General features: G+C 60.8%; 3 protein-coding genes. 2 read left to right on the forward strand and 1 reads right to left on the reverse strand.

Annotation, left to right across the window (positions count from 1 at the left end):
- Positions 1–192 precede the first annotated feature (192 nt).
- A complete protein-coding gene (locus ADADOO_RS09300) occupies positions 193–2,634 on the forward strand; it encodes an ATP-binding protein (RefSeq protein WP_511276960.1) in 2,442 nt (813 codons plus the stop codon).
- Between the two features lie 71 nt (positions 2,635–2,705).
- On the forward strand, positions 2,706–2,972 hold the full coding sequence (locus ADADOO_RS09305; protein ID WP_511276961.1) for a hypothetical protein: 267 nt from the start codon (positions 2,706–2,708) through the stop codon (positions 2,970–2,972).
- Positions 2,973–2,986: 14 nt separating this feature from the next.
- Here the strand turns inward: ADADOO_RS09305 and ADADOO_RS09310 are convergent.
- The coding region (locus ADADOO_RS09310) for a hypothetical protein (RefSeq protein WP_511276962.1) at positions 2,987–3,196 on the reverse strand (210 nt) is incomplete at its 5' end.

The raw sequence follows: 3,196 nt of genomic DNA on the forward strand, positions 1-3,196 counted from the left end.
CACTGAGTTCCGGTGGAGAGGCGGCGAGCCGGGCTATTGACTTTGGTCATAGGCGAGGTAAACATCATCTTCTCGGCCAGTGAGCTGCACCGAACATCTTCGGCCGCTGGCCGGATCAAATGATCGACACAGGTGCTTCAAATTCCATACAAAAAATATTCCGCCCCGTCACTTCGGCCGCTGCTCTGGCTGATGCTCGTAATTGGCCTGGCGCTCATCTCGGCGATGACTTGGTACGAGCTTGAACGCAGCCGGGCGGGCTATCTGCGTGAGGTTGAAAATTCAACCCGTTTCCAGGCCCAGGCCTTCGCCGAGAGCGCGACTTCGGCCATCAAGCGGCTCGATGCCATGCTGCTCGACTTGCGTACGCAGTGGGACGGGCATCCGGATCAATTTGCCGGTCAGATCAAACGGCGCCAGCAATACATGGAAGACATCGCCTTTCAGGTGGCGGTGATCGATGCCCAGGGCTGGCTGGCTTATTCCAATCTGGCTGCAACCCGGGATCGCCTCTATCTTGGCGAGCGGGCCCATTTTCGTGCCCATCTGGCCGGTGGCGACCGGCTGTTCATCAGCAAGCCGGTCCAGGGCAAGGTGTCCGGCAAATGGTCGATCCAGTTCACCCGGCCCATCCTCATCGACGGGCGTTTCAGCGGGGTGCTGGTGGCTTCGGTCAGCCCTGGAGTGATTGCCGCCTACAGTGAAAAAATTGCCCGGGAGGCGGTCAGCACGGTCGTTGCCGATGATGGCGAAGTCATTGCGCGCGAACCGGATTTCGCCGGCGCCATGGGCAAGATGATTGTCGGTGCGCCCTATCTTCCGCCCGATGCGCCGCTCACCGGCAATTTCAGGCGACAGGCGCAGGTGGACGGTGTCGAGCGAATCTACGGCTTTTACCGCCTGCCGGCGTATGGCCTGAGTTTTGTCATCGGCCATGCCGTCGATCAGGTGTTGACGCCTTTCTTGAGCCATCGTCGGGTGGTGCTCAGCTCGGCTGCCGGGGTAAGCGTTGTTTTTGTCGCCTTCATGCTGTTTTTGTTGCGTTCGCTCGCGCTGCGGGCCGAAATGGGCAAGCGCCTGCACGATAGCGAGGCCATGCTTACCTCGGCCGTCGATACCATCGGCGAGGCCTTCGTGATTTACGATCAGGATGATCGGCTGGCCTATTTCAATGACGAGTACCGTCAGTATTATCGGAGCTCGGCCGATCTGCTGGTGCCCGGCAAGCACTTCGAGGAAATCATTCGCACCGGCGCTGAACGCGGTCAGTACCAGGAGGCCATCGGTCGCGTAGACGAATGGGTCGCCGGGCGTCTGGCGGCGCATCGCCGGGGCGATACCGAGATCATCCAGCAGCTTGATGACGGCCGCTGGCTGCGGATTCTCGAACGCCGGACGCCGGAAGGCTTCACCGTCGGTTTTCGCATCGACGTGACTGAACTCTATGCTGCGAAGGAGGCAGCGGAGGAAGCCAATCGCGCCAAGAGCCGGTTTCTGGCGATGATGTCGCATGAAATCCGCACGCCGTTGAACGGCATCCTGGGCATGGCTCAACTGCTCTTGATGCCCGGGGTATCGACTGACGAGCGCAATGACTTCGCGCGCATCATCCTCAATTCCGGCCAGACCTTGCTTACCCTGCTCAACGATGTCCTCGATCTGTCGAAGATCGAAGCCGGCAAGCTGGTGATGTCCGATGCGGTCTTCGACCCGAAGCAGCTGGTCGACGAAAGCGTCATGCTTTTTTCCGGGGCGGTCCACGACAAGGAACTGGCGGTTCGCTCGATCTGGCGGGGCGAAGCCGGCGCGCGCTACCGTGCCGACGCCATCCGTCTGCGGCAGATGCTGTCCAATCTGGTCAGCAACGCGGTGAAATTCACGGCGCAGGGCTTTGTCGATATCGAGGCGGACGAGGTCGGCCGCGACCAGCGCGGGGCGATCCTCGAGTTTTCGGTTCGCGATAGCGGCATCGGCATTTCGCCTAGCCAGCAGTCACTGCTTTTTCAGCCGTTTTCGCAGGCTGATAGCTCGACCACCCGGGATTTCGGGGGCACCGGCCTTGGCCTGTCCATTGTCCGCCGTCTGGCCGAAATGATGGATGGCGAAGTCGGCGTCGACAGCCAGCCGGGGCTGGGGGCGCGTTTCTGGTTCCGGATTCGGGCCGGCATCGTCGACGCCGGCGAGGAAAGTCGCCAGGTGCCGCGTCATCAGGCTCCCGGCGGGGATGCCGCAGCACTTGGACAGCGTGGCCGGGTGCTGGTGGTTGAAGACAATCTGGTCAACCGGAGATTGGTCAAGGCGATGCTCGAGAAAGACGGTTATCTCGTCGACGTCGCCGAGAACGGGCTGGAGGCGCTGACCTTCATCACCAGCGGCAGGCCCACGGATCTGCTCTTGATGGACGTGCAGATGCCGGTCATGGACGGTCTCGAGTCCACCCACTTGATCCGCGACTGGGAGCGGGAAAAGGGATTGCCCCGGCAGCCCATTGTGGCGCTAAGTGCGGCCGCGTTTGCCGAGGAGCAGCAGCGCTGCATGGCGGCCGGGATGGACGATTTTCTGGCCAAGCCGATCAATCATGCCGAGTTGCTGGCCATGGTCGGCAAATGGCGGGGTTGTTTGGCGGCTGGTTGATGGCCAGCGTGAAATATGTCACCGACCCCAAAGAACGATGGCTCTAAGCTGAACTTATTGGAGGTGCTGTCATGACGATTACTGCAAGCGTAGCTTTGTTCAAGAGTGAATTTGTCGCGGCTTTGAGCGATGGCCGGCATATCGAGCGGCATGACTGGCGCGAGATGGCGCAGGCGCTCTACGAACTGGGTGTTGGCGATTCTGCCGTCGAGTATGAATGGCATACCGGCCAGCGCATGATCACCGCCGGGCAACAGGTCGCCTTGCGGGCTGAAATGAGGCGTCTGGCGCATGTGGCCGACAACCAAACCGTTAAAAACCATGTCGCCGCAGCATGATCCGGCGACTTGTTTCAGTCTTGCTTGATGACGGGCTTTTCTTCTGCCCGCCGGAAGCTCATGGTGTAGAAGATGTCCAGCGCGTTGTCGCTGCCGGCGCGGCCAATGACGGCGATCTGCCGGGTCAGGTTAACGGTCAGCTTGACGATGCCTTCGGCGCGACCGAGCGTCTGCTCGTAGGAAACCAGCGCGTTTGACGTCAGGCGTTTGCCGACGCTGAGAAT

It is taken from the genome of Azonexus sp., from assembly GCF_036170495.1.
Classification (GTDB): domain Bacteria; phylum Pseudomonadota; class Gammaproteobacteria; order Burkholderiales; family Rhodocyclaceae; genus Azonexus.

Excerpts from the sequence above, each read along its gene's own strand:
- ADADOO_RS09300 (WP_511276960.1), top strand. The coding sequence starts at position 193 with ATGCTCGTAATTGGCCTGGCGCTCATCTCGGCGATGACTTGGTACGAG.
- ADADOO_RS09305 (WP_511276961.1), top strand. The coding sequence starts at position 2,706 with ATGACGATTACTGCAAGCGTAGCTTTGTTCAAGAGTGAATTTGTCGCG.